The 636-nt window shown below is 41.4% G+C and carries 2 protein-coding genes; both read left to right on the top strand.

What is annotated here, in order from left to right; translation table 11 throughout:
• The first annotated feature begins 18 nt into the window (after positions 1–18).
• Positions 19–216 (top strand): helix-turn-helix domain-containing protein, encoded by a 198-nt coding sequence (locus tag KJQ99_RS11060; RefSeq protein ID WP_214150680.1) that lies wholly within the window; start codon positions 19–21, stop codon positions 214–216.
• An 11-nt stretch (positions 217–227) separates the two neighbouring features.
• On the top strand, positions 228–551 hold the full coding sequence (locus tag KJQ99_RS09485) for a DUF771 domain-containing protein (RefSeq protein ID WP_214150681.1): 324 nt from the start codon (positions 228–230) through the stop codon (positions 549–551).
• The last annotated feature ends 85 nt before the right edge of the window (positions 552–636 follow it).

A 636-nucleotide genomic window follows, 5' to 3' on the forward strand; every position in this document is an offset into this window, starting at 1 on the left:
GAGGAGGATTAACACAATATGTTGTGGGATAAGATACAAAAGATATTGTCGGAAAAGAAAATGAGTATTAATCAGCTGTCATTGAAGATGGGGTTGTCTAAAAACAACAGGACAGTGTATCAGTTGCGGAACGGGAAGATAAAAAAGCCTAGTTTTGAATTAATGTGCAAAATAGCAGATGCGTTGGATGTCAGTTTAGATATTTTTAAAGAATAGGAGGATTTAGTATGTCGCCAATAGAAATAACTTTTGACCAAAAATATGACGAAAACTTGGTCAACAGCAGAATTGATGATCTGCTTAATCAAGATTTGTCAGGCATTACATGGTCGCTCGATGAATTCCGCAAAAAGTGCTGCGGGAATAAATCCAAAGAGTGGGTAGCACTCTATATCTTCTCGAAATTCAGCGACGAGATTACCGGGACTGATGGCTGGCTGATTCCCAGTCAAGGCAGAGGTTCACAGAACATAATCTTTGCCAAGGCTGCCAAAGAGTGGATGGAAACAAATAGAAATAGAATCGACTGGCGGGCCAAGGTACCAAGATAAGGAGGAATCGGAATGGAAAAGGGAATCACCATCAGTCTAGACAAGTTGGGACTGTTGCTTGCCATGGTGACAGACGCTGACTGGG

The organism is Campylobacter sp. 2018MI13 (assembly GCF_018501135.1).
In the GTDB taxonomy this organism is placed as follows: domain Bacteria; phylum Campylobacterota; class Campylobacteria; order Campylobacterales; family Campylobacteraceae; genus Campylobacter_E.

What these genes read in the sequence shown, in the direction of transcription:
- KJQ99_RS09485 (WP_214150681.1), top strand. Translation starts at nt 228, where the DNA reads ATGTCGCCAATAGAAATAACTTTTGACCAAAAATATGACGAAAACTTG.
- KJQ99_RS11060 (WP_214150680.1), top strand. Translation starts at nt 19, where the DNA reads ATGTTGTGGGATAAGATACAAAAGATATTGTCGGAAAAGAAAATGAGT.